Origin of the sequence: Pantoea sp. EKM21T, assembly GCF_011800405.1 — a bacterium.
GTDB classification, from domain to species: domain Bacteria; phylum Pseudomonadota; class Gammaproteobacteria; order Enterobacterales; family Enterobacteriaceae; genus Pantoea; species Pantoea agglomerans.
The window spans coordinates 581993-605916 of the sequence record NZ_JAALFV010000001.1; the positions used below are offsets into that span (position 1 = coordinate 581993).

The window sequence follows — 23924 nt, forward strand, 5'->3', positions numbered from 1 at the left end:
GGACGCTGTTACACCCGCTCATCCCCCTTTACGCATGTCTCCCCTTCCCGCTGTTCCAGTGCAATATGATTCACCGCCGTATGCTGCGCTATCAACGTCGCGAGCCGGGGTGAATGGCTGGTGATCCAGAGCTGACTGAACTCGCTGGCTTCGGCGATTAAGCGCGCCAGCGCAGGCAACAGATCTTCATGCAGGCTGTTTTCCGGCTCATTCAGTGCCATAAAGGCAGGCGGACGCGGGCTGAGCAGTGCGACAACCAGACAGAGAAACCGCAGCGTGCCATCAGAAAACTCGGCGCTCTCCAGCGGACGCAGAATGCCCTGGCGCGACATCAGCATCTGGAAACGGCCATTCTGCACATCGACATCAAACTGGCTGTCGGGAAACGCCTGTTCCATCACCTCAGACAGGAGTTCGGAATGACCACGCTCAACAATGGTCGCCCAGGCCGCCGCCAGATTGCTGCCATCATGGCTCAGCACCGGCGCACGCACGCCAATCTGCGGTGCCCGTATCGGTGAGCCAGGCCAGACCGCAAACTCATGGTAAAAGCGCCACTGCTGCAGACGTTCGCGCAACTGCGAAAGCTCCGGATAGCGATGCGGTTCGCCAAGCTGACCAAACAGCGACTCTTCGGGATGCAGCACCGCCGGATAGGCGACGCGCTCGCCCTCAACGTTGTGCAGAAAGGCAGTCTGATTTTCGCGCTGCATAATACAGGCGGAAGGACGGCGCTGCTGACCGCTCAGCCAGAGTCGCTCCTGCTTCACCAGCGGATCGAGATTAAACAGGCTGGTCACCAGCGGCTCGGGAAAGCCAATCTCCAGCTGGTAATCCATGTCATCCATCACCACGGCCAGCTCCAGGCGCTTTGGATCGTGTCGGCGATCGCCCCGGCGTAAGCCGCCCGCCCACATCGCTTTCTGAATACCGCCTTCTTCAGCCAGCGCCAGTGCCAGGCGACCGCTGGCCGCCTCATGCAGCAGCCGCACCGCTTTGTAGAGGTTGGATTTACCGCAGCCGTTAGGACCGCTCACCACATTCAGCTGCTGCAGCGACAGCGTCAGGTTACGTATCGAGCGGAAGCCGCGGATCTGAATCTGTTCAATCGCCATAATAAAAAAGGGCGATTGCTCGCCCTCTCCGGTTTATTTTCGACGCCAGCTGGAGCCCTGTGGCCCATCCTCGACGATGACACCCAGCGCGTTAAGCTTGTCGCGCGCGATGTCCGCTTCCGCCCAGGCTTTGGCGGCGCGCGCATCGGCACGGGCTTTCACCCAGTGCTCAATCTCGGCAACCTCTTCGTCATTGACCTGCGCGCCGCTTTGCAGGAACAGCTCAGGATCCTGCTGCAGAATGCCCAGCACGTTGGCCATCTCGCGCAGCTTCGACGCCAGCCCGTGCGCTGAAGCGCCATCTTCACTTTTCAGGCGGTTCACTTCACGCGCCATATCGAACAGCACCGAATAGGCTTCCGGGGTGTTGAAATCATCATCCATCGCGCTGCGGAACCGCGCTTCAAACGCTTCGCCGCCGTGGGCAGGCACGCTGCTGTCGGTGTGACGCAGTGCCGTATAGAGACGCTCCAGCGCCGCACGCGCCTGATTCAGGTTATCTTCGCCGTAGTTAAGCTGGCTGCGATAGTGACCGGACATCAGGAAGTAACGCACCGTTTCCGCATCATAATGTTGCAGCACGTCACGCACGGTGAAGAAGTTACCGAGCGATTTGGACATCTTCTCGCGGTCAACCATCACCATGCCGGAGTGCATCCAGTAGTTGACGTAAGGACCGTCATGGGCGCAGCTCGACTGAGCGATTTCGTTTTCATGGTGCGGGAACATCAAATCGGAGCCGCCGCCGTGGATATCGAAATGGGTGCCCAGCTGTTTGCAGTTCATTGCCGAGCACTCGATGTGCCAGCCGGGACGACCGTTGCCCCAAGGCGATGACCAGGCTGGCTCATCCGCTTTGGACATTTTCCACAGCACGAAGTCCATCGGATTGCGTTTCACGTCGGCGACTTCAACGCGCGCGCCCGCCTGCAACTGCTCCAGATCCTGACGCGACAGCGCGCCGTAATCGGTGTCGCTGAGCACATCGAACATCACGTCGCCGTTCTCCGCCACATAAGCGTGACCGCGAGCGATCAGCGTCTCCACCAGCTCGATAATCTCAGCGATGTGACGGGTAGCGCGCGGCTCCTCATCGGGCGGCAGAATCCCCAGCGCGGCGAAGTCGTTTTGCATCTCGCCAATCATGCGGTTAGTCAGGGTTTCGATACTCTCGCCGTTTTCGTTGGCGCGCCTGATGATTTTGTCATCAATGTCGGTAATGTTACGTACATAATTAAGCTGATAACCGAGGTAACGCAGGTAGCGCGCCACCACGTCAAACGCCACGAACGTCCGCCCATGACCAATGTGACAGAGGTCATACACCGTGATGCCGCAAACATACATCCCGATTTTACCGGCATGAATGGGTTTGAATTCCTCTTTCTGTCGACTCAGGGTGTTATAAATCTTAAGCATTGAACGGTTCCGTTTTCGCGTGTGGTTGGCACTTTTAAGTATCCAGACATTGTGCCGTATTTTTATCGCTCGCGCGACGCAAAGCAAGCCAACTGCGCCGCGCTGCTGACGCGTCATTGGAAATTATGATATAAGAACGGTCGACAAAAAGGGGGACGCCCATCGACAGAGCGACCTCAGCAACTGATGACAACCTTTACAGGACGACAAAAATGGTAACTTTCCAGACGAACCATGGCGATATCGTAATCAAAACTTTCGATGATAAAGCGCCGGCAACCGTACAGAACTTCCTGGATTACTGCCGTGAAGGTTTTTACGACAACACCATTTTTCACCGCGTAATCAACGGCTTTATGATTCAGGGCGGCGGCTTCGAGCCGGGCATGAAGCAGAAAGAAACCAAAGCCGAAATTCAGAACGAAGCCAGCAATGGCCTGAAAAACACCAAAGGTACGCTGGCAATGGCACGTACCTCTGCGCCGCACTCTGCGACCGCACAGTTTTTCATCAACGTAGCTGACAACGACTTCCTGAACTTCCGTGACGAAAGCGTTCAGGGCTGGGGCTACTGCGTATTCGCTGAAGTGGTTGAAGGTATGGATGTGGTCGAGAAGATCAAAGCGGTCTCTACCGGCCGCAGCGGCATGCACCAGGATGTGCCAAAAGACGACGTCGTTATCCAGAAAGTGACCGTCAGCGAGTAATGTCGCGCACGCTGTTTATCGCAGATCTCCATCTGTGTCAGGAAGAACCGGCGATTACCGCCGGTTTTCTGCATTTTTTACAGCGCGAAGCGCCCCACTGCGACGCGCTCTATATTCTCGGCGATCTGTTTGAAGCCTGGATTGGCGACGACGATCCCAATCCGCTGCATCAGCAGGTTGCCCGCGCCCTGCGCGCCCTGCCGGTTCCGGTTTACTTTATCCATGGCAATCGCGACTTCCTGATTGGCCGACGCTTCGCGCAGGCCTGCGGCATGACGCTGCTGCCGGAAGAGCAGGTGCTGACGCTCTACGGCCATCGGTTGCTGATCATGCACGGCGATACGCTCTGTACCGACGATGCGGGTTACCTGCGTTTTCGGGCCAAAGTGCATAATCCCTGGATCCAGCGGCTGTTTCTCGCGTTGCCGTTGTGGATACGTAAACGTATTGCCGCCCGGATGCGCGCCGACAGTAAACAGGCCAACCAGCATAAATCCCAGACCATCATGGATGTGAATCAGGAAGCGGTCGTCGCCACTATGCTGCGCCAGCAGGTGCCGCTGTTAATCCACGGTCACACTCATCGCCCGGCGATTCATACGCTGAGCCTCCAGGGTGAAACGGCGCAACGCGCAGTGCTGGGTGCCTGGCACAGCCGGGGTTCCATGATCCAGCTCGACGCCAGTGGCATTCAGCTTATCCATTTCGACTTTTAATCTGCGGTTAAATCCACGACCTTAAGCCCGACGCAACCGTTTTCCTTGCGTGCTTCTCATGCTATTCTCGGTGCCCTTCAAAACCTGTCCGCCCGGCCAGGTCTGTTTGTTCATTCACAGGAGTTGACCCCATGTCATCCAACGCCCCGGCCCGCATCGCCATTGTTATGGGTTCCAGAAGTGACTGGGCCACCATGCAGTTCGCCGCTGAAATCCTCTCCAGCCTGGACGTCCCTTTTGATGTTGAAGTGGTCTCTGCGCACCGCACCCCGGATAAACTGTTCAGCTTCGCCGAAACGGCAGCCGACAAGGGTCTTCAGGTGATTATTGCTGGCGCAGGTGGCGCGGCACATCTGCCGGGTATGCTGGCGGCAAAAACGCTGGTGCCAGTGCTGGGTGTGCCGGTGCAGAGCGCAGCACTGAGCGGCGTCGATAGCCTCTATTCGATTGTGCAGATGCCGCGCGGTATTCCGGTCGGTACGCTGGCGATTGGCAAGGCGGGCGCAGCCAATGCCGCGCTGCTGGCGGCGCAGATTCTGGCGCTGCATGACAGTGCGCTGGCGTTACGCCTGACCACCTGGCGTCAGAGCCAGACCGATGAGGTGCTGAACCATCCCGATCCGCGGGTGGATGCATGAAGCCGGTTTGCGTACTGGGCAACGGCCAGTTAGGTCGTATGCTGCGTCAGGCGGGTGAACCCCTGGGCATCGCGGTGTATCCGGTGGGCTTAGACGCCGATCCTACCGCGCTCCCTATCGCCGACAGCGTGATCACCGCCGAAATCGAACGCTGGCCGGAGACGGCGCTGACGCGTGAGCTGGCCAGCCATCCGGCCTTTGTTAACCGCGATATCTTTCCGCGTCTGGCGGATCGTCTGACGCAGAAACAGCTGCTGGATCAGCTGGGACTGGCCACCGCGCCGTGGCAGTTGCTGGCGGATAAAAGCGAATGGCCAGCGGTGTTCGACTCGCTGGGCGAGTTAGCGATTGTGAAAAGCCGCACCGGCGGTTACGACGGCCGGGGTCAGTGGCGTCTGCGTGCTGATGAGACTCACACCCTGCCGGAGGCGTGCTACGGCGAATGCATCGTTGAGCAGGGCATCAACTTTTCCGGTGAAGTCTCACTGGTGGGGGCGCGCGGTCACGATGGCCAGGTGGTGTTCTATCCGCTGACGCATAACCTGCATCAGGATGGCATTCTGCGCACCAGCGTTGCGCTGCCGCAGGCGGATCAGGCACAGCAGCAGCAGGCCGAAGCGATGCTGAGTGCGATCATGCAGGAACTGAATTACGTCGGCGTAATGGCGATGGAGTGTTTCGTTACGCCAGCTGGATTGCTGATCAATGAGCTGGCGCCGCGCGTCCATAACAGCGGGCACTGGACGCAGAACGGTGCGTCGATCAGCCAGTTTGAGCTGCATCTGCGCGCCATTCTTGGTCTGGCATTACCGCAGCCGGTGGTGTTTGCGCCGTCGGCGATGGTCAATCTGATTGGCACTGACGTGAATCTGAGCTGGCTGCACCAGCCGCTGGTGCATCTGCACTGGTATGACAAAGAGGTGCGTCCGGGTCGTAAAGTGGGCCATCTGAATCTGACCGACAGCGATACAGAACGGCTCAGTGCTGCCCTTAACGCGCTGGTGCCGCAGCTACCGGAAGCGTACGCCAGCGGCATCGCCTGGGCGGTTGAAAAACTGTAATCCCTGCACCTGAGTCTGATGATGGCTTTACCAGGCAGCTCAGAAGGTTAATGTGATGGACGTATACGCCGGTAAGTCAGATTCAGACGCCGGTAACGGGTGCGATCGGGATCAAGGTCAAAGGCGGCCTGGTGCCGCCTTATTCCAGCACTCCCTTACGTCGCATCAAACTTCCTGAACAACGCTTTCCCTTTGAGTAATCGGATCCCCAGCCAGCCACCGCACAGCGATAACAGCAGCGCGCCACACAACGGCAGCGCCAGCCACAGGGTCCAGTCAGGCTGCCACGGGAAGTCGAAAATCTTAGTCTGTAATCCCCACAGCGCCGCTTCTGCCCCCATCGCCGCCGCCACGCCGGAGACCACGCCGAGCAGGGCAAACTCACACCACAGCGTCGTACGCAGCAGGCGTTTACCGGCACCCAGCGTGCGATAGACCACCAGCTCCTGACGCCGCTGGCGCATACCGACCTGAATCTGCGCCAATAGTAGTAACACACCACAGGCGGTCACCAGCACCACCATGATCTCCAGCGCCTGGCTGACCTGCGCCAGCACCTGGCCGATCTGCCGCATTATGCTGCCGATATCCAGCAGACTCAGCGCCGGAAAAGCACGGTTAAGCTGCGCCAGCAGAACAGGATTCGCCTCCATGCGGAAGCTGGTGAGCCAGGTCTGCGGCTGGCTGTCGAGCGCGCCCGGCGGGAAGATAAAGAAGAAGTTCGGCTTCAGGCTTTCCCAGTCCACTTTACGCAAACTGGTAATGCGCGCGCTGAAGGTCTGCGTATCGCCATCGAACGTCAGGGTATCGCCGAGCTTCAGCCCCAGCCGATCGGCCAGCTCCACTTCCATCGACACTTCACCCGCTTTAGGTGGCCAGTTGCCTGCCACCAGCGGATTGTGATCCGGGCGATCGGCCAGTTCCGTCAGGTTGAGCTCACGGTTCAGGGCGTTATCCAGCTTCGGATCGGCCGGTTTGCCGTTGAGTTCACTGAGCCGCACCCGCGCAATCGGGTAAAAGGTGCCGGGCGTGATCTGATGCGACTGCAGGAAATCACGCACCTGCGGCACCTGATCTGCCGTCATGTTCAGCAGGAAGAAGTTCGGGCTATCCGCCGGTAACTGCTGCTGCCAGCGATCCAGCAGATCGCCACGCATTACCAGCAGTAGCGCCAGCAGCATGAACGACAGCGAAAAGGCCGCAAGCTGGCTCAGCGTCATGCCGGGCTGGCGCAGCAGCCGGTTAATCGCCAGTCGTAACGCCAGGTTGCGCACTACCAGCCGACGCAGCAGCAGCAGGGTTCCCCAGCCGAGTAGGGCCAGCAATCCCGCCAGCACCACCACACCCGCCAGCAGCGCCCAGAGCATTTTACTGCCGCCAACCAGCAGCGCTAACAGCGTCACCACAACAGCAATCATCACCGGAATATAGATCTTCAGCGGCCAGAGATTCGCCACCGCATCGCGCCGCAACACCCGCAGCGGCTGTGTCGCCAGCAGCAGACGATAGGGACGCAGACCCACCAGCAGCGAAATCACAAACAACGATCCCACCGCCCAGATCCACGGCCAGACGCTCGCCGCCGGTAAGCTGGCAGGCAGCACGGGTTTCAGCATCGCCATCAGGATCGCTTCCACGCCCTGACCCACCAGGCCACCGGCAATCGCCGCCAGCAGCAGCACCGCCAGCCACTGACCGATGATCAGCCGCTGCAACGCGCCGTGCGTCGCACCCAGGGTTTTCAGCACCGCCACCAGATCGTAGCGGCTGCGGCAATAGTGGCTCATGGCAACCGCCACGGCCGCAATCGCCAGCATCAGCGTCAGCAAGGCCGAGAGCAGCAGGAACTGCTGCGCGCGCTGCATCGAACGGCCCAGTGCATCTTCCGAGTTCTCCACGCTAATCCAGCGCTGGTCCGCCTTCAGCTGCGGTTCAATCCAGCGGTCATAGCTGTCCAGCTGATCGGGATTACCGGAAAACTTATAGCGCCAGGTGATGCGGCTGCCTGGCTGAATCGCACCGGTTTTGGCGGCATCCGCCAGATTGATCAGCAGACGCGGCGCCATCTCAAACGGGTTAAAGCCGCCATCCGGCTCCTGGATCACCTCGCCGCTGATGCGCAGCTGGGTGTCACCCACTTCCAGCGTGTCGCCCACTTTCAGGTTCAGCAGCGCCATCAGGCGCGGTGCCGCCAGCGCGGTACCCGCCTGCGGCCTCAGCCCTGGCGGCTGCGTCTGCAGCGTGCCAAACATCGGGTAGCGATCGTCCACCGCTTTTACTGAGGCAAGCTGCGGTGACTGATCGGCAAAGGTCATGGTCATAAAGGTCAGCTGACGGCTGACCGTCAGACCGCTTTCAGCTGCTTTTGCCAGCCAGGCTTCTGGCGCTGCATCACTGCTGCGCAGCGTACGGTCGCCGGCCATAAAATCACGGCTCTGCTGATTCAGCCCTTTTTCCATGCGATCGCTGATCGACCCCAGCGCCAGCACGCAGGCCACCGCCAGCGTCAGCGCAAGCCAGACAATCAGCAGCGAGGGCGAACGCCACTCGCGCCAGAACCAGCGCCAGATCATTGCTCCTCCCACAATTTACCGTCGCGCAGCCGCAGGCGACGATCGCAGCGCGCCGCCAGTTGCTCGTCATGCGTCACCAGAATCAGCGTGGTGGCGAAATCGCGGTTAAGGGAAAACAGCAGATCGGCAATGCGGTCACCGGTTTTACGATCGAGATTGCCGGTCGGCTCATCGGCAAACAGCAGACCAGGACGGCCACTGAAGGCGCGGGCCAGCGCCACCCGCTGCTGCTCGCCGCCTGAAAGCTGGGCGGGCAGATGATGCAGACGTTCACCCAGTCCGAGCAGCGTCAGAAGCTCTCTCGCCTGTTCACGGCTCTGGCGATCGCTGTCGCCGCGCAGCAGCGATGGCAGCTGCACATTCTCCTGGGCATTCAGGGTTGGCACCAGCATAAATGACTGGAATACAAAGCCGACCTGCCGGGCACGCAGGGCCGCACGCTGCTCTTCGTTCATCTGGTGCAGTGGCTGCCCCAGCAGATGGACTTCGCCGCTGCTGCCATCGTCCAGCCCGGCCAGAATTCCGAGCAGGGTTGACTTGCCGGAACCGGATTCGCCAATTAGCGCAATGGTCTCAGCTGGTTTGACAACCAACTCAACTCCGGTAAGGATGGTTAACTGATGCTCTCCCTGACCGACGGACTTAGTAAGATGATGAACTTCAACAATGTTTTCCGCTGGCATTATCCCTTCCTGTTATTGATTCTTCTGCTGGTGTCGCGTCTTGCTGCTGCAGATACGCTGATGGTACTGGGCGACAGCCTGAGTGCGGGCTATCGCATGTCTGCCACTGCGGCCTGGCCCAGCCTGCTCGATAAGCAGTGGCAGCAAAAACCTAAAGTGATCAACGCCAGTATCAGCGGTGATACGGCTGCACAGGGGCTGGCGCGCCTGCCCGCACTATTAAAACAGCATCAGCCGCAATGGGTGTTAATCGAATTGGGCGGTAACGATGGTTTGCGCGGTTTCCCGCCCGACGCTATCGCGCAGAATCTGAGTAAAGTTATCGACGATGTTAAAGCCGCCAATGCGAAGCCGCTGCTGATGCAGATTCGTCTGCCTGCCAACTATGGCCGCCGCTACACCGAAGCGTTCAGCGGCATCTATCCCGGATTAGCGCAGCAGCATAACATTCCTCTGGTGCCCTTTTTCATGGAGCAGGTTTATCTGAAACCCGAGTGGATGCAGCAGGATGGCATTCATCCTAATCCTGATGCCCAGCCTTTTATCGCCCAGTTAATGGCAAAAGACCTGGCCCCCTTAGTTAAGCAGCCGTAGCGCGCCGGGATGCGCCAAAAGGGTAAAGAAATGCAAAAGCACTAAATAACGGCAAGGTGGCGACTGAGATTTTCGACCGCTTTGCCATTCCTGAGTGTCCAGGCTTCCTCTCTAAACAATATCAATGCGAAAAGATAATTCCGCCCCAATATGGGAACAGTTAGACCCCAAAATTCGAGATGTCGTAACCGATATTTTCTATCAGGGTGTTCACAATGCCAGAGCACTGTTTCAGGCCGCAATTGAAGGTAAGCCCGCATTAATAGCCCATATTAAAAGTAGTCCTACATACATGACCTACGAAAACCACAGAAACAGAATAAGGTTTCTACAGTGAAAAAAGTCTTAATTCTAATGGTCGCTCTTATTGCACCTGCTATGGCGCAGGCTGAATTATCATCAGGGCCAGAACGTGACGCCTGCTTCAAACAGAATGAAGACATACCAACTGCATATAACTGTCTGTCTGCCAAAAGAGACAACAGCAATAAAGCGCTGGATGCGCTAATAGCGGATACATTTAAGAGAATCAAAGCCAACAATGTCGGCCCTTTTAATGGAAAAGAGTCCAGCAAAGAAACGTCCGGAGACGTTTACTCTCGGCGCTTTCTGGATGCGCAAAAAAAATGGAAGGATTACCGGACTCAACTTTGCCTGTCTGTAGCTACAGAGCTTAACGAGGACGCATACGACTACCAGTCATATATCGACCAGTGCCAAATTAATCTGAACAAAAACCATTCTGCTGAAATCACACAAATGGGACTGCCACCCGTCAATTAAGCACACTGGTCTCACTGCTCAGACGTAAAATCTGAAATCGGGCATTTTTTGCGGGGCTGTATAGCCCCGTTTACCGCCCGTTCTGTCAGCCGGTGCGGGCGACAAACTGTCAATCCACAACATAAAATCATTAAAGAACATAACTCAACTTAACTTATTGATTATTAAATCTTATTAAAGGGCGTGAATTTGTGCAAAAAACCATTCTGATTACAGGTTGTTCCAGCGGTATTGGCCTGGTTGCCGCTCACGATTTACTGGCGCGGGGCTACCGGGTGATCGCCGCCTGCCGTAAAGCAGAGGATGTCGCCCGCATGGAAACACTGGGCTTTACCGGGCTGCAGCTGGATCTCGACGATCCGCAAAGTGTGGATCGGGCTGCCGATACTGTGCTCGCGCTCTGCGATAACCGTCTGACGGCGCTGTTTAACAATGCCGGATTTGGTCTCTATGGCCCGCTGCACACCCTCTCCCGCCAGCAGCTGGAACAGCAGTTTTCCAGCAACTTTTTCGGCGTTCATCAGCTGACACTGCGTCTGTTACCGGCGTTGCAGGCCAGCGGCGATGGCCGCATTATTAATACCAGCTCGGTGCTGGGGCTGATCTCCACGCCAGGCCGGGGCGCCTATGCCGCCAGTAAATATGCGCTGGAAGCCTGGAGCGATGCGCTGCGGCTTGAAGTGCGCAGCCGCGGCATCCGGGTCAGCCTGATTGAACCGGGTCCGATTCAGACCCGCTTTACCGACAATGTGACGCAGGGCGAACAGCATAACCCGGTGCGCAACCCTGGCATCGCGGCACGTTTTACCCTACCACCGGAAGCCATTCTGCCTAAACTTCGTCATGCACTCGAGAGTAAACATCCGCGTTTACGCTATCCGGTGACACTGGTCGCACACATAATGAGCCTGCTGAAACGGTTACTCCCCGGCTGGATGCTGGATCGCATTTTGCGCAGCCATTAATCAGCCATGCGCAATAGCGCTTGAAGCCGGGCCAGTTGGCCCCATATTCTTAGAACACTTTTTGCAAAGAGACTTATCCATGTCACCACAAGCTTCGATCATCGACATCAACGAATCTAACCTGCAGCAGACCCTTGAGCAGTCGATGCAGCTGCCGGTGCTGTTCTACTTCTGGTCTGAGCGCAGCCAGCACTGTCAGGATCTGACGCCTGTGCTGGAGCGCCTTGCGCAGGAGTACGCGGGTCAGTTTATTCTCGCAAAACTGGATTGCGACAAAGAGCAAAGGGTGGCGTCGCAGTTTGGTCTGCGTTCAATCCCGACCGTCTATCTGTTTCAGGATGGTCAGCCGGTTGATGGCTTCCAGGGTCCACAGCCGGAAGAAGCGATCCGCGCCCTGCTGGAAAAAGTCCTGCCGCGCGAAGAAGAGCTGAAAGCGCAGCAGGCGATGGCGCTGATGCAGGAAGGTAAACCGCTGGAGGCGCTGCCGTTATTAAAAGATGCGTGGCAGCTGAGCAACCAGTCCAGCGAGATCGGTTTCCTGCTGGCTGACGTACTGATTACCCTGAACCGCAGCGATGAAGCGGAAGCGGTGCTGAAAGTGGTGCCATTGCAGGATCAGGACACCCGCTATCAGAGCCTGATGGCGCAGATCGATCTGCTGAAACAGGCAGCGGATACGCCGGAGATTCAGCAGTTGCAATCCCAGCTGGAGGCTGACCCGACTAACGCCGGGCTGGCTGCTAAACTCTCGTTACAGCTCCATCAGGTGGGTCGTAATGAAGAAGCGCTGGAACTGCTGTTCAGCTTCCTGAAATCCGATCTTAATGCCGCTGATGGCCAGGCGCGTAAAATGCTGCAGGAGATTCTGGCGGCGCTGGGTACCGGCGATGCACTTGCCGCGCGTTATCGCCGTCAGCTCTATTCCCTGCTCTACTAAGCGGCAGCACCCCGGGCCGAAGCGACTCGGCCCGTTAATCTGACAACGCGGAGGTTGTATGATAACTGTAATTCCTGCCCTGATTATTCTGGCGCTGGTGGCGGTCTGGGCCACCGTCAAGATCGTGCCACAAGGTTTTCAATGGACGGTTGAGCGCTTTGGCCGTTATACCCGCACCCTGCAGCCAGGATTAAGCCTGGTAGTGCCGTTCATGGATCGTGTCGGTCGTAAGATCAACATGATGGAACAGGTACTCGATATTCCCTCGCAGGAGATCATCTCCAAAGACAATGCCAACGTCACCATCGATGCAGTCTGCTTTATTCAGGTCGTTGACCCGGCGCGTGCCGCGTATGAAGTCAGCAATCTTGAGCAGGCGATTCTTAACCTCACCATGACCAATATGCGTACCGTGCTTGGCAGCATGGAGCTGGACGAAATGCTGTCACAGCGCGACAGCATCAACACCCGCCTGCTGCATATCGTGGATGAAGCGACCAATCCGTGGGGCGTCAAGATCACCCGCATCGAGATCCGCGATGTGCGTCCGCCGCAGGAGCTGATTGGCGCGATGAATGCGCAGATGAAAGCGGAGCGAACTAAACGCGCCGATATTCTGACAGCCGAAGGGGTGCGACAAGCGGCGATCCTGCGCGCTGAAGGGGATAAGCAGTCGCAAATCCTCAAAGCAGAAGGTGAACGGACCTCGGCGTTCCTGCAGGCAGAAGCGCGCGAACGTCAGGCTGAAGCGGAAGCTAACGCCACTAAGATGGTCTCGGAAGCGATCGCATCAGGTGATATTCAGGCCATTAACTACTTTGTTGCACAGAAATATACCGATGCGCTGCAAAAAATCGGTGAAGCTAATAACAGCAAAGTGGTGATGATGCCGCTGGAGGCGAGCAGTCTGCTGGGTTCGATTGCGGGCATCGGTGAACTGCTGAAGGAATCACGCACTGAGTCGAAACGCTGATGCTGGTCGATATTATCGCGCATCCGCACTGGTTCTGGCTGACGCTGGGTGGGTTACTGCTGGCGGCTGAGATGCTGGGCACCAGCGGTTACCTGCTCTGGAGCGGGCTGGCGGCGGTCATCGTCGGCCTCATTGAGTGGTTTGTGCCGGTAAGCTGGACGGCGCAGGGCTCTCTGTTTGCCGTGCTGACGCTGATCTGCGTCTTTTTATGGTATCGCTGGATGCGCCACCGTGAAGCGCGTCAGAAACCCAATGCCCTGAACCAGCGCGGCAGTCAGATGATCGGGTTGCAGCTGACGCTGGATACCGCGCTGCATAACCGCACCGGCCATGTGCGGATCGGGGACAGCAGCTGGCGGGTCGAGGCGGAGCAGGATCTGCCTGCGGGCACAGCAGTGGTCGTAACCGGCATTGAGGGGATTACGCTGCGTATTCAGCCACGCTGACCGCAGCATCCAGCCAGATTGTTGATAATCGGACATTCGGCGCCGTCATCGCCGGGACAGGCCTCTGCCAGCGCCAGCAGGCGAGCGCGCATGACGTGCAGCTCTTCAATATGCGCCGCAATTTCCTCCGCTTTCTGCAGAGTACGGGCTTTTACATCGGCACTGTGGCGCGACGGATTGTTAAACAGCGCCACCAGCTCACGACACTCATCCAGCGTGAAGCCAACCTGTCGTGCCTGACGTAACAGGTTCAGCTCCTCAAGATGGTGTCCGTTGTAGCTGCGGTAGCCATTTTCACTGCGCAACGGCGGCGTCACCACCCCCTTCTCTTCGTAAAAACGTATCGCCTTGCTGGTCAGTCCGGTCTTTTTTGCCACATCGCTGATGTTCATTTTCGTCCCCTTGACCTTCCCCTTGATGGAAGGTTTATGCTTAAGCATGAATCGAAAATGACCAATCGGTCAAATGGGATTACAGAAGGAGTTGATTATGTCACACACTATTTCTCTGGCACTGGACGGCTTGTCCTGCGGCCACTGTGTCAAACGTGTCAAAGAGGCACTGGAACAACGCGATGATGTTGACCAGGCCGACGTGACCCAACAGGAAGCGCAGGTTTCCGGTCACGCAGATGCGGCCGCGCTGATCGCCACCGTGGAGCAGGCGGGTTATCACGCGACGCTGAAAACCGCGGACGCTTCCCCAAAGTCTGAACCGTTGACAGCATCAGAGCCGCCGCCGGAGGCGCTGACAACGGAGACTGCTTCCCGTCCGGCAGAAACAACCCTCCCCACCCATATGCTGCTGATTGAGGGCATGACCTGCGCCAGTTGCGTGAGCCGGGTGGAAAAAGCACTGCAGCAGGTCGCAGGCGTCAGCCAGGCGCGCGTCAATCTCGGCGAACGCAGTGCGCTGGTGCTGGGCGACGCTGATCCGCAGCAGCTGGTAGCGGCCGTCGATGCCGCGGGTTATGGCGCGCAGGTAGTGGATGACGAGCAGGAGCGACGGGAGAAGCAGCAGCTCAGCGCCCGCAGCGCGATGCGGCGTTTCAGCTGGCAGGCTGCAGTCGCCTTAGCGTTTGGCCTGCCGCTGATGATCTGGGGCATGGTGGGCGACAACATGATGCTCACCGACCACAACCACGGCGTCTGGCTGACGCTGGGCATCGTGACTCTGCTGATCATGATCGTCACCGGCAGCCATTTTTACCGCAGTGCCTGGCGCAGTTTACGCAATGGCAGCGCCACCATGGATACGCTGGTGGCACTCGGCACAGGCGCCGCCTGGATTTACTCCTTTAGCGTGGTGTTGTGGCCCGACTTTTTCCCGCCGCAGGCGCGCCATCTCTATTTCGAAGCCAGCGTCATGATCCTGGGCCTGATCAATCTGGGGCATGCCCTGGAGCAGCGGGCGCGTCAGCGATCTTCTAAAGCGCTGGAAAGATTGCTGGATCTGACGCCAGCCCAGGCGCGGCAGGTTGATCAACAGGGCGACAGGCTGATTCCGGTCAGCGAAGTGCAGCCCGGCATGACGCTGCGCCTGGTCACCGGTGATCGGGTACCGGTCGATGGCGAAATCGCTACCGGTGAAGCCTGGTTTGATGAAGCGATGCTGACCGGCGAGGCGGTGCCGCAAAGCAAGACCCCGGGCGCAGCCATCTTTGCCGGCACCCTGGTGCAGGATGGCTCGGTAGAATTTATCGCCCGGGCGACGGGTAATCACACCACCCTGTCGCGCATTATCCGGCTGGTGCGTCAGGCGCAGAGCAGTAAACCGGATGTGGGCCGTCTGGCGGATCGCATCTCCGCCGTTTTTGTCCCGGTGGTGGTGTTGATCGCACTGCTCAGCGGCGCAGTGTGGTATCTGTTCGGACCGCAGCCACAAATTGCCTACATGCTGGTGATCGCGACAACCGTGCTGATTATCGCCTGTCCTTGTGCGCTGGGCCTGGCGACGCCGATGTCGATTATTGCCGGTGTTGGCCGCGCCGCCGAGCTGGGGGTGCTGGTGCGCGACGCCGATGCCTTGCAGCGCGCCAGCCAAATCGACACCCTGGTGTTTGATAAAACCGGCACACTCACTGCCGGCAAGCCGCAGGTCAGTGACGTGCAGGTCTGGGGCGATGCCACCCGTGAATCAGTATTAGCGACCGCGGCTGCGCTGGAGTTCGCCTCGGGTCATCCGCTGGCGAAAGCGATTGTCGCCGAAGCGAAACTGACCCAGCCGCCTCTGTTAGCGCAATTTCGTACAATACGCGGCAAAGGGGTCAGCGGTAGTCTGGATGGCAGAACGCTGCTACTGGGTAATGCCGCGCTGATGCAGGATAACGGCGTCGATTACCAGGCGGCGGAAGCAGAGATTGCGCGGCTGACGCAACAGGGTGCAACGCCGGTGTTACTGGCTGAGCAGGGCCAGCTAACCGGGCTTATCGCGCTGCGCGATCAGCTTCGGCCGGAAAGCGGCGCAGCTCTGAAGCGACTGCATCAGCAGGGTTATCGCCTGATTATGCTGACCGGCGATCATGAAAATACCGCGCGCGCCATTGCTGCCGAGGTCGGTATTGATGAAGTGATTGCGGGCGTGATGCCGGAAGGCAAAGCGGCCGCAATTGAACACTTACAGCAGCAGGGCCGTCGCGTCGCGATGGTGGGTGATGGCATCAATGACGCGCCCGCACTGGCGCAGGCCGATGTGGGCATTGCCATGGGTGGCGGCAGCGATGTGGCGGTGGAAACCGCGGGCATTACGTTGATGCGTGCCGACCTGAACAGCGTGGCGGACGCGTTAGCGCTCTCTTCCGCGACGCTGCGCAATATCCGGCAGAATCTGTTTGGGGCATTTATCTATAACAGCATCGGCATTCCGGTGGCAGCGGGTGTGCTCTATCCGCTGACCGGTACCCTGCTCAGCCCGATTGTGGCGGGTGCAGCGATGGCGCTCTCCTCCATTACCGTGGTCAGCAATGCTAACCGCCTGCTGCGTTACCCGCCACCACGCGAGTGATCGCCGTTTCAGCGCTGTTTTTCACGCGCTGAAGTCGCTAGCATGGGGTTTTGAATCGCAAAGGACCGGGAATGACAGGCAACATCTGGCGCTCACTGCGCGGCTTTATCAGCCAACTTTTTCCCGCCAGTTACCGCTGGCCTGCGATGGATGTCCGGCTTGGCGATCGTCAGCTGCATCTGGTCGGCAGCATCCATATGGGAACGCGCGACATGCAGCCGTTGCCCGCCCGTCTGCTGCGTCAGTTGCAGCAGGCGGATGCACTGATTGTGGAAGCGGATATTACGCAGGGTGGTTCACCCTTTGATCACCACGGCGATCGTCCCGCGCTTTCCACCCGGCTGGATAGCCACGCGATGCAAACGCTCACTGCACTCTGTCAGGAGATGAGCCTCAATCTGAGCCTGTTTGATAATCTGCCCGCCTGGCAGGTGGCGCTGATGTTACAGGCGCAGCAGGCACAAAGGCTGGGATTGCGACCTGACTACGGCATCGATTATCAGCTGTTGCAGGCCGCGAAAGGTCTGAACAAACCGGTGATTGAACTGGAAGGCGCAGAGGCGCAGATCGCCCTGCTGACTGCGCTGCCGGATGACGGCATGGCGTTGTTGCAGGATACGCTGCTGCACTGGCACACCAATGCGCGCCTGCTGCAGATGATGGTGAGCTGGTGGCTCGATACGCCGCCACGCCAGCCGGAAATCACCCTGCCCGCCACCTTCAGCCAGGCGCTGAATGATACGTTGATCGGTCAGCGAAATGCGCAGTGGTGTGACCGGCTTCAGGGATTATCAGCAGGAAACTATGTGGTAGCGGTCGGTGCTCTGCATCTCTACGGCGAAGATAACCTGCCTGAGATGCTGAAGAAGCCCTGAAAAAAAGAGAGCCGATAATATTATCGGCCCGTCAAAGAGGAATTTGTTTATGATTTTGGTTATCGCTCAGCAATCAGATTGCTGGCGCGCGGCTAATTTTCACTCAAAGAACAAAGTTTCGCCACCTTTTTCCACGATTCTGCGTAATAAGATTATTCTTAGTAAGGAACCTGTATGACGCCCGCCGTAAAATTGCTGGAAAAACAAAAAGTCAGCTTCACCCTGCATCCCTATGAGCATGACAGCAGCGAAACCCATTTTGGTGACGAAGCGGTACGTAAACTCAATCTGGATGCGCGCCAGGTCTATAAGACGCTGCTGGTGGCGCTGAATGGCGAGGCGAAACAGCTGGCAGTGGCGATTACGCCGGTATCTACGCAACTGGATCTCAAGAAAGTGGCAAAAGCGCTGGGCGCGAAGAAAGCGGATATGGCCGACCCACAGCTGGCGCAGAGGGTCACGGGCTATCTGGTGGGCGGCATCAGTCCGCTGGGCCAGAAAAAACGGCTGCCTACGGTGATCGACCACTCAGCCAGCGCGTTTGACGCCATGTTTATCTCAGGCGGCAAGCGTGGACTGGATATCGAACTGGCTCCCCGGGATCTTTCACGACTGCTGGACGCTCCGTTTGCGGATATCGCCCGCCACGGCTAAACCCGAGGCTGGGCGCAGAGCTGATCGATCATCCAGCGACCCGCCGGACCGGGCGGCGTACGGCGTGACCAGACCACCTCAATGGCGATATGCTGCGGCCAGCCCGGCATCGACAACTCTTTCAGAACGCCATGACCAAACTGTTTCACCAGCCAGCGCGGCAGAATCGTCCAGCCAAATCCCTGCTCCGCCATCTCCAGCAGTAACAGATAGGTCGGTGCCGACCAGATGCGCCCCATTGGCGCGGGTTCAGATGCCTCAACCCAGGTATTTAATCGCAGGTGACGAACCCCTTCCAACTCGCTTTCGCTCAGGGTCTTAAGCTGAGCCAGCGGATGATCGCGATGTAAAAAGACCGCCATCTGTGCTTCAACCTGCAGTCGCGCCACCGCGATATCCACCGGCAGATTGGGCTGTGCCCGCACCACGCCCAGATGTACCCGCCCGGCCTGCAGCAGATCCAGCACATCACCATCCTCGGCAATCATGACCTCCAGTTCAATCTCCGGATAACGGGCATCAAATTGCCTGAGCAGATGCTCGTGATGATCGGTTTGCCAGAAGTCTGACATGGCAAAGCTGAGCCGGGGTTCAACGCCCTGCGACAGCCGTATCGCCAGCGCATCCAGCCGCTCGCTGGCTGCCAGGATCTGCTGAACCTGAGGTATAACGCGGCGTCCCTGCTCGGTGAGGACCGGCTGACGCCCTGCCCGTTCAAACAGCGCAAAGCCGAGATCGTCTTCAAGACTGGCTACTGCCGCGCTGATGGTGGACTGACTTTTACCCAGCGCGCGCGCAGCGGCAGAGAAAGAACCGCTCGCCACAGTCTGCATAAAAGCCTCAAGGGATTCCGGGGAGTAACGCATCTGAACCATCGCTTTTTTCGATAGGTGTTCATTTTATCTTAGCATTCCGACGTGTGAAAATGCGCCGCATTATTGAAGGAGAACTCACAATGCGTACCCGCTCACTTAAAGAACGTATTCTTCATGCTGTCTGCTTTGAAACACTGGCGATTCTCACCGTTTCGCCGCTGGCGGCATGGGCAATGAATAAACCGCTGTTTCAGATGGGATCGCTGGCGATTATGCTCTCTACGGTCGCGATGCTATGGAACATGATTTACAACAGCGGATTTGATCGCCTCTATGCGCCAGGCCAGAAACGTAGCCCGGGCGTGCGTGTATTACATGCGCTGGGATTTGAAGGCGGATTCATCCTGATTGGTCTGCCCATTGCCGCCTGGATGCTGGATATCTCTCTGGGTCAGGCTTTCCTGGTCGAAGTGGCCTTTTTCCTCTTCTTCCTGCCCTATACCATGGCCTACAACTGGGTGTGGGACAAACTGCGCGAGCGCTGGATCAGACGTCACGCCTGCCGGGCGTAAGAAAAACGGGAGGCGCAAGCGCCTCCCGGTCAGTTCAATGCGTGGCGGCTGTTTCATTCCCCCACGGCCAGATCCACGCCAGGATCATTTTTGGATAGTTACGCTTCCGCGCTTTTTCCGCAGCTTCATCCCGCGCCCGGATCTGCTCATCGGTCAGATGCACAATCTGCCCTTTCGGCTGATAGTCGCTGGCTTTGACCGGCGAGTGCGTCTTGATCCAGTCACGCAACACCTGCGCATCGACTGCCCCGCTGTTGAGATAACCCGCATGATTATCCAGACGCGGATAACCGTCGCCGCCAGCCGCATTGAAGCTGTTGGTTGCCATGCGATAATGCTGCGCATCCTGCAGCGGTTTACCGTTAATGCTGACGTCGCTGACATGTTTACCGTCTGCGGTCAGGCTGATACCGGCAAACTGGGCGTAGCCACCTGAGTCAGGCTGAATATTGGCGACCACATCCAGATATTTTTTGATCTCCGCCCCGGTCAGGCTGACCGAGACCACCTGATTGCCAAACGGCTGGACCTGCAGCAGGTCACGCCAGCTCAGCTTGCCCGATTTCAGCGAGGTGCGAATACCGCCACCGCTCATCACCGCAAAATCGGCTTTGGTGTGCGCCATCTGGGCGCGCAGAATCAGCTGGCCGAGATTCGTCTGCTCAAAGCGAACCTGCTCTTTTTCACCGCTGAAGCTGCCGTCGGCGCTGCCGACATTCACGGTTAACTTCGCCTCAGCCCGTTTCTGGAATGGCATCAGCAGTTTCATCATGGCGGTGTTTTTCGGGATCTCTTCCTGCCAGGTGAGCCAGGTTTCGCTGCCATCCGCGTTCTTTATCTGATGTTTAAGGTTGACCGGCACCAGCTGATAAGCCTCCAGCGTCACCTGCCCATTACGGAAGGTGAAGTCACCACGTCCGACATATTTGCCCCATTTATCCGCCTGCATAATCCAGATCCCGTTCTGCTGATCGGGTTTGCAGGGCTGACCCGGCTGATAATTTTTAACGCTGACGTTCTCTTTTTCCATGCAGACCGCATCATGCGAATGACCACCAACAATCAGATCGATGGTGCCGGCAGGCAGGCTGCGCGCCAGGGTGACGTCATCAATGCCATTGCTGCCATGCTTACCGTCGTCATAGTGACCAAGGTGGGTCAGCGCGACAATCACGTCCGGCTTCTCTGTGGCGCGCAGTTCGGCCACCGCCTTCTCCGCCTCCGCAATCGGATCGCGGAACTCGGTATCCGTCAGGCCCGCCGGATTGGCCAGTTTCGCCGTGTCCGGGGTGATCAGCCCGACCACCGCAATTTTCAGCCCGAGACGGTTGAATAACGCCCAGGGCTTAAACAGGCGCTGACCGGTACTTTTCTGATAAACGTTAGCGGCGAGCAGCGGGAATCGCGCCCACTTCTCCTGCTTGCGCAGGACCGCGATGGGCTTGTCGAACTCATGGTTGCCCAGCGCCATGGCATCATAGCCAATCAGGTTCATCGCGCGAAAATCGGGTTCAGCGTCCAGCTCATCGGACTCCGGTACGCCCGTGTTCACATCACCGGCAGAGAGAATCAATGCGCCGCCGCCTCTGGACTGCACATCGTAGCGCATCGTATCCATCAAGGTTTTCTGCGCCGCCAGACCATATTCACCCTGCTCAGTAAACCAGAAATGACCATGCTCATCGTTGGTGTGCAGCAGGCTGAAACGATAGGTGCGATCGGCCTGGGCGGCCTGTGAAAACAGCGGCATCAGGGCCACCAATAGTGCCACGCCCGCCCCTGTCCATTTAGATAACAACACTGTGATTCTCCTTAATTTGCCGTCTGGCCCGATTTTAATGCCGGTTTGCCCCACTGTGTCGCACATTCCCCCGGCGAACTCAAGGCCAACGCACATTCGCCTGTCTCTGTATGCCACTCTTTTTATCTCCGGACCGCTTTTGCTGAGCATGACAACAGCCGCAAGGCCGCGCCCGTGTCAGACTGGTTTGTTCCGGATAAGCCAGAACGGGTAGCCAGACCTGTTGTTAACCAGTTGTTTACCCCTGCAAAAGTGCCGCTGACGGGCTTTACCCTGTCTGTGCGCGCATTTAACCCTTATTTGTGTCATACCCACGGCATTTAAGGATGCTAATTTTTATTTACCCGGACCGCTTTAAACCGTCAAATCAGCCAATATTATGGATAATGAACAAAAACACCCTTTCGATTGTGCATTTGACTTTTTTTCCTGCTTTTTTAGGGTATTCCCGCAAATTGCTCAGCGAAAGAATAGATTTTGTTTTAAACTCATTTGTTACAAGCGGATACATTTGTATACAAGGAGACAGGCATGCATCACACCACACCGTTGATCACTACCATTGTCGGAGCACTGGTTCTGGCATTTCTCCTTGGGATGCTGGCGAACCGCCTGCGTATTTCGCCCCTGGTTGGCTACCTGATGGCTGGCGTGCTGGCTGGCCCTTTTACTCCCGGCTTTGTTGCCGATACCAATCTGGCTCCTGAACTGGCAGAACTCGGCGTGATTCTGCTGATGTTTGGTGTCGGCCTGCACTTCTCAATGAAAGATCTTATGTCGGTAAAGTCGATAGCCATTCCCGGTGCCATCGCACAGATCGCGGTCGCGACGTTACTGGGAATGGGCTTGTCGTGGACGCTGGGATGGTCGTGGATGACCGGCCTGGTGTTTGGTCTCTGCCTCTCTACCGCCAGTACCGTGGTGTTACTGCGCGCGCTTGAAGAGCGGCAACTGATCGATAGCCAGCGCGGGCAGATTGCGATTGGCTGGCTGATTGTTGAAGATCTGGTGATGGTGCTGACACTGGTGCTGCTGCCTGCGATTGCCGGCATGATGGAACAGGGCAATGCCAGCGCCGGACTGCTGGCCTGGGACCTGCTGTGGACCATCGGCAAAGTCGCCGCCTTTATGGTGCTGATGATGGTGGTGGGACGGCGTGCCGTCCCCTGGATCCTCGCCCGCAGCGCCGCCACCGGCTCGCGTGAGCTGTTTACTCTGGCGGTATTAGCGCTGGCGCTGGGCATCGCCTTTGGTGCTGTTGAATTCTTTGATGTTTCGTTTGCGCTGGGCGCTTTCTTTGCCGGTATGGTGCTGAACGAGTCGGAACTGAGCCACCGCGCCGCGCGCGATACGCTGCCGCTGCGTGATGCCTTTGCCGTGCTGTTCTTTGTCTCGGTCGGCATGCTGTTTGACCCGTCGATTCTGGTGACGCAGCCGCTGGCAGTGCTGGGCGCGCTGGTGATTATTGTGGTGGGTAAATCGGTCGCCGCCTGGCTGCTGGTATCACTGCTCGGCCATTCACGTCGTACAGCGTTGACCATTTCGGTCAGTCTGGCGCAGATTGGTGAATTCGCCTTTATTCTGGCCGGTCTGGGTATCTCGCTGGGCCTGCTGACTGACGAGGGCCGCAACCTGGTGCTGGCCGCCGCCATCCTGTCGATTATGCTTAATCCGATCCTGTTTACTCTGCTGGAGCGTTTCCTGGCGAAAACGGAGACGATGGAAGAGCAGACGCTGGAAGAGGCGATTGAAGAAGAGAAGCAGATCCCGGTGGATTTCTGCAATCACGCGGTGATTGTGGGTTACGGCCGGGTGGGCAGTCTGATTGGTCAGAAGCTGCTTGAAGCCAATGTTCCGCTGGTGGTAGTTGAAAACTCCCGCGCCCGTGTTGAAGCGCTGCGCGAGCGCGGTATTAAGGCGGTGCTGGGTAATGCAGCCCGCGCTGACACCATGGAACTGGCCCGACTCGACTGCGCCCGCTGGCTGTTACTGACTATTCCGAATGGCTATGAAGCGGGTGAAGTGGTCACCGCCGCGCGTGAAAAACATCAGAATATTGAGATTATCGCCCGCGCCCACTATGACGATGAAGTCGAGTACATCATGGAACGGGGTGCTACACGCGTGGTGATGGGCGAACGTGAGATCGCCAGCAGTATGCTTCAAATCCTGCAGGATGAGATGACCCAGGGCGAAGATTTACAGCCCTGCGATGTCGTGCGCTGATTCGTGTTAAGCAAAACCTGGCAGCCTACTGATCTATCAAAATCAGGGTGAATTTTACCGCAACGAATAAACTCAACACGCAGGGAACACGGGCAGAAGAGGAAAGCGTCCCGCCGCCCGGACAAAAACGCCGGGAGCGTTTTTGAACAACGCGAAGCGTTGGCCCGGCTACGGGCGCACCTCAGGGATGAGGTGCGTACTAAAAACGTCGGGAGCGTTTTTGAACAACGCAATGCGTTGGCCCGGCTACGGGCGCACCTCAGGGATGAGGTGCGTAGTCGTGCGGGACGAGCGGCCCGGGATGGCTTAAGCGACTTTCCGATCTGACCGTGTTCCCTGAGCAGGCTCGATCTCATCGCTAACCGAGC

Annotated in this window: 22 protein-coding genes; 15 read left to right on the plus strand and 7 right to left on the minus strand. The window is 57.8% G+C overall.

The genetic code is table 11. The features are described from left to right. Window positions 1-8: 8 nt before the first annotated feature. Both HFD87_RS02855 and cysS read right to left on the minus strand, forming a co-directional pair. Entirely contained in the window at window positions 9-1115 is a 1107-nt protein-coding gene (locus HFD87_RS02855) for an AAA family ATPase (RefSeq protein ID WP_010671239.1), read from the minus strand. A gap of 33 nt (window positions 1116-1148) precedes the next feature. After that, window positions 1149-2534, minus strand: a complete 1386-nt coding sequence (gene cysS, locus HFD87_RS02860) for a cysteine--tRNA ligase (protein ID WP_167422908.1) — start codon at window positions 2532-2534, stop codon at window positions 1149-1151. 212 nt (window positions 2535-2746) lie between these two features. On the opposite strand from cysS, the gene ppiB reads away from it, so the two are divergent. The 4 genes from ppiB to purK all read left to right on the plus strand — a co-directional run bounded on the left by ppiB (window position 2747) and on the right by purK (window position 5656). Beyond that, a complete protein-coding gene (ppiB, locus tag HFD87_RS02865; protein WP_010259052.1) occupies window positions 2747-3241 on the plus strand; it encodes a peptidylprolyl isomerase B in 495 nt (164 codons plus the stop codon). After that, the gene (lpxH, locus tag HFD87_RS02870) at window positions 3241-3957 is read left to right on the plus strand and encodes a UDP-2,3-diacylglucosamine diphosphatase (RefSeq protein WP_033766656.1); all 717 of its coding nucleotides are present in this window, start codon (window positions 3241-3243) and stop codon (window positions 3955-3957) included. The genes ppiB and lpxH overlap by 1 nt, the downstream gene beginning before the upstream one ends. Window positions 3958-4088: 131 nt before the next feature. Then, entirely contained in the window at window positions 4089-4595 is a 507-nt protein-coding gene (purE, locus tag HFD87_RS02875) for a 5-(carboxyamino)imidazole ribonucleotide mutase (protein WP_010259054.1), read from the plus strand. Beyond that, the gene (gene purK / locus HFD87_RS02880; protein WP_167422909.1) at window positions 4592-5656 is read left to right on the plus strand and encodes a 5-(carboxyamino)imidazole ribonucleotide synthase; all 1065 of its coding nucleotides are present in this window, start codon (window positions 4592-4594) and stop codon (window positions 5654-5656) included. Before purE ends, purK begins: the two co-directional genes overlap by 4 nt. Before the next feature lie 155 nt (window positions 5657-5811). On the opposite strand, the gene ybbP is transcribed toward purK, so the two are convergent. Both ybbP and ybbA read right to left on the minus strand, forming a co-directional pair. After that, complete coding sequence (gene ybbP / locus HFD87_RS02885) at window positions 5812-8229, minus strand: putative ABC transporter permease subunit YbbP (RefSeq protein ID WP_167422910.1); 2418 nt, start codon at window positions 8227-8229, stop codon at window positions 5812-5814. Continuing rightward, a complete protein-coding gene (gene ybbA, locus HFD87_RS02890) occupies window positions 8226-8912 on the minus strand; it encodes a putative ABC transporter ATP-binding protein YbbA (protein WP_010259059.1) in 687 nt (228 codons plus the stop codon). Before ybbA ends, ybbP begins: the two co-directional genes overlap by 4 nt. Here ybbA and tesA point away from each other — a divergent pair. From tesA to HFD87_RS02920, 6 genes are all read left to right on the plus strand, one after another. Beyond that, a complete protein-coding gene (tesA, locus tag HFD87_RS02895; RefSeq protein ID WP_010671236.1) occupies window positions 8880-9506 on the plus strand; it encodes a multifunctional acyl-CoA thioesterase I/protease I/lysophospholipase L1 in 627 nt (208 codons plus the stop codon). The two genes, ybbA and tesA, sit on opposite strands and share 33 nt — an antisense overlap. 333 nt (window positions 9507-9839) lie before the next feature. After that, the gene (locus HFD87_RS02900) at window positions 9840-10289 is read left to right on the plus strand and encodes a lysozyme inhibitor LprI family protein (RefSeq protein ID WP_181955666.1); all 450 of its coding nucleotides are present in this window, start codon (window positions 9840-9842) and stop codon (window positions 10287-10289) included. 191 nt (window positions 10290-10480) lie between these two features. Then, entirely contained in the window at window positions 10481-11254 is a 774-nt protein-coding gene (locus HFD87_RS02905) for an SDR family oxidoreductase (protein ID WP_010259063.1), read from the plus strand. Window positions 11255-11333: 79 nt separating this feature from the next. Continuing rightward, a complete protein-coding gene (locus tag HFD87_RS02910) occupies window positions 11334-12191 on the plus strand; it encodes a co-chaperone YbbN (RefSeq protein ID WP_010259064.1) in 858 nt (285 codons plus the stop codon). Between the two features lie 58 nt (window positions 12192-12249). Continuing rightward, the gene (locus HFD87_RS02915) at window positions 12250-13164 is read left to right on the plus strand and encodes an SPFH domain-containing protein (protein WP_010259065.1); all 915 of its coding nucleotides are present in this window, start codon (window positions 12250-12252) and stop codon (window positions 13162-13164) included. Further along, the gene (locus HFD87_RS02920; protein ID WP_010671234.1) at window positions 13164-13610 is read left to right on the plus strand and encodes an NfeD family protein; all 447 of its coding nucleotides are present in this window, start codon (window positions 13164-13166) and stop codon (window positions 13608-13610) included. Before HFD87_RS02915 ends, HFD87_RS02920 begins: the two co-directional genes overlap by 1 nt. On the opposite strand, the gene cueR is transcribed toward HFD87_RS02920, so the two are convergent. Then, a complete protein-coding gene (gene cueR / locus HFD87_RS02925; protein ID WP_010671233.1) occupies window positions 13598-14002 on the minus strand; it encodes a Cu(I)-responsive transcriptional regulator in 405 nt (134 codons plus the stop codon). The two genes, HFD87_RS02920 and cueR, sit on opposite strands and share 13 nt — an antisense overlap. Before the next feature lie 97 nt (window positions 14003-14099). Between cueR and copA the strand changes: the two genes are divergently transcribed. From copA to ybaK, 3 genes are all read left to right on the plus strand, one after another. Continuing rightward, a complete protein-coding gene (gene copA, locus HFD87_RS02930) occupies window positions 14100-16613 on the plus strand; it encodes a copper-exporting P-type ATPase CopA (protein ID WP_167422911.1) in 2514 nt (837 codons plus the stop codon). Between the two features lie 71 nt (window positions 16614-16684). Further along, the gene (locus HFD87_RS02935) at window positions 16685-17488 is read left to right on the plus strand and encodes a TraB/GumN family protein (RefSeq protein WP_010259069.1); all 804 of its coding nucleotides are present in this window, start codon (window positions 16685-16687) and stop codon (window positions 17486-17488) included. Window positions 17489-17662: 174 nt separating this feature from the next. Next, on the plus strand, window positions 17663-18142 hold the full coding sequence (gene ybaK, locus HFD87_RS02940; RefSeq protein WP_033756794.1) for a Cys-tRNA(Pro)/Cys-tRNA(Cys) deacylase YbaK: 480 nt from the start codon (window positions 17663-17665) through the stop codon (window positions 18140-18142). Here ybaK and HFD87_RS02945 read toward each other — a convergent pair. Next, entirely contained in the window at window positions 18139-19008 is an 870-nt protein-coding gene (locus HFD87_RS02945) for a LysR family transcriptional regulator (protein WP_010671230.1), read from the minus strand. The two genes, ybaK and HFD87_RS02945, sit on opposite strands and share 4 nt — an antisense overlap. Before the next feature lie 89 nt (window positions 19009-19097). Between HFD87_RS02945 and HFD87_RS02950 the strand changes: the two genes are divergently transcribed. Continuing rightward, window positions 19098-19529, plus strand: a complete 432-nt coding sequence (locus tag HFD87_RS02950) for a multidrug/biocide efflux PACE transporter (RefSeq protein ID WP_062758236.1) — start codon at window positions 19098-19100, stop codon at window positions 19527-19529. A 34-nt stretch (window positions 19530-19563) separates the two neighbouring features. Here HFD87_RS02950 and ushA read toward each other — a convergent pair whose 3' ends face one another. Next, entirely contained in the window at window positions 19564-21330 is a 1767-nt protein-coding gene (gene ushA, locus HFD87_RS02955) for a bifunctional UDP-sugar hydrolase/5'-nucleotidase UshA (RefSeq protein ID WP_167422912.1), read from the minus strand. A 531-nt stretch (window positions 21331-21861) separates the two neighbouring features. Between ushA and ybaL the strand changes: the two genes are divergently transcribed. Beyond that, entirely contained in the window at window positions 21862-23556 is a 1695-nt protein-coding gene (ybaL, locus tag HFD87_RS02960; RefSeq protein WP_010259074.1) for a YbaL family putative K(+) efflux transporter, read from the plus strand. The last annotated feature ends 368 nt before the right edge of the window (window positions 23557-23924 follow it).

Bases quoted from the DNA above. Each gene is read 5' to 3' on its own strand.
- HFD87_RS02855 (WP_010671239.1), bottom strand. From the start codon at position 1,115: ATGGCGATTGAACAGATTCAGATCCGCGGCTTCCGCTCGATACGTAAC.
- cysS (WP_167422908.1), bottom strand. From the start codon at position 2,534: ATGCTTAAGATTTATAACACCCTGAGTCGACAGAAAGAGGAATTCAAA.
- ppiB (WP_010259052.1), top strand. From the start codon at position 2,747: ATGGTAACTTTCCAGACGAACCATGGCGATATCGTAATCAAAACTTTC.
- lpxH (WP_033766656.1), top strand. From the start codon at position 3,241: ATGTCGCGCACGCTGTTTATCGCAGATCTCCATCTGTGTCAGGAAGAA.
- purE (WP_010259054.1), top strand. From the start codon at position 4,089: ATGTCATCCAACGCCCCGGCCCGCATCGCCATTGTTATGGGTTCCAGA.
- purK (WP_167422909.1), top strand. From the start codon at position 4,592: ATGAAGCCGGTTTGCGTACTGGGCAACGGCCAGTTAGGTCGTATGCTG.
- ybbP (WP_167422910.1), bottom strand. From the start codon at position 8,229: ATGATCTGGCGCTGGTTCTGGCGCGAGTGGCGTTCGCCCTCGCTGCTG.
- tesA (WP_010671236.1), top strand. From the start codon at position 8,880: ATGATGAACTTCAACAATGTTTTCCGCTGGCATTATCCCTTCCTGTTA.
- ybbA (WP_010259059.1), bottom strand. From the start codon at position 8,912: ATGCCAGCGGAAAACATTGTTGAAGTTCATCATCTTACTAAGTCCGTC.
- HFD87_RS02910 (WP_010259064.1), top strand. From the start codon at position 11,334: ATGTCACCACAAGCTTCGATCATCGACATCAACGAATCTAACCTGCAG.
- HFD87_RS02915 (WP_010259065.1), top strand. From the start codon at position 12,250: ATGATAACTGTAATTCCTGCCCTGATTATTCTGGCGCTGGTGGCGGTC.
- HFD87_RS02920 (WP_010671234.1), top strand. From the start codon at position 13,164: ATGCTGGTCGATATTATCGCGCATCCGCACTGGTTCTGGCTGACGCTG.
- cueR (WP_010671233.1), bottom strand. From the start codon at position 14,002: ATGAACATCAGCGATGTGGCAAAAAAGACCGGACTGACCAGCAAGGCG.
- copA (WP_167422911.1), top strand. From the start codon at position 14,100: ATGTCACACACTATTTCTCTGGCACTGGACGGCTTGTCCTGCGGCCAC.
- HFD87_RS02935 (WP_010259069.1), top strand. From the start codon at position 16,685: ATGACAGGCAACATCTGGCGCTCACTGCGCGGCTTTATCAGCCAACTT.
- ybaK (WP_033756794.1), top strand. From the start codon at position 17,663: ATGACGCCCGCCGTAAAATTGCTGGAAAAACAAAAAGTCAGCTTCACC.
- HFD87_RS02945 (WP_010671230.1), bottom strand. From the start codon at position 19,008: ATGCGTTACTCCCCGGAATCCCTTGAGGCTTTTATGCAGACTGTGGCG.
- HFD87_RS02950 (WP_062758236.1), top strand. From the start codon at position 19,098: ATGCGTACCCGCTCACTTAAAGAACGTATTCTTCATGCTGTCTGCTTT.
- ybaL (WP_010259074.1), top strand. From the start codon at position 21,862: ATGCATCACACCACACCGTTGATCACTACCATTGTCGGAGCACTGGTT.